The following is a 465-nucleotide window of genomic DNA, read 5'->3' as shown; positions in this document are numbered from 1 at the left end:
AAAATGGGGCTGGCGATGGAGCTTATCATGACGCCGCTGGTCGAGCGCCTGATGGAAGGCCGTAAGATAGGCTAACCAAAAAACCCCGGCCTGGCCGGGGTTGAGATTCGATACAACGGCAGGCGAAGACTACGCCTCGATCACTTCATAGGAGTGGGTGATGTTCACCGCTTTTTCCAGCATCAGCGCCACCGAGCAGTATTTCTCTGCCGACAGGTCCACCGCCCGGGAGACCGCGGCATCTTTCAGCGCCTTGCCGGTGACGATAAAATGCAGATTAATATGCGTGAACAGACGCGGAGCCTCTTCGCGACGCTCGGAGGTCAGCTTCACTTCGCAATTGGTCACGTCGTGACGACCTTTTTGCAGAATGGAGACCACATCGATCGCACTGCAACCGCCCGCCGCCATCAGCACCATCTCCATCGGGCTGGGAGCCTTATCCCCGGAGTTGCCATCCATCAG

1 protein-coding gene is annotated in these 465 nt (G+C 57.6%); it reads right to left on the bottom strand.

Features of this window, described 5'->3' with window-relative positions; translation table 11 throughout:
* Positions 1-129: 129 nt before the first annotated feature.
* Positions 130-465 (bottom strand): OsmC family protein (locus M3223_RS23875; RefSeq protein ID WP_251566274.1); only part of this gene is annotated, 336 nt, incomplete at its 5' end.

Source organism: Paenibacillus pasadenensis (assembly GCF_023715725.1).
Classification (GTDB): domain Bacteria; phylum Bacillota; class Bacilli; order Paenibacillales; family Paenibacillaceae; genus Paenibacillus_O; species Paenibacillus_O pasadenensis_A.
This window is presented reverse-complemented; position numbering and strand designations above follow the sequence as displayed.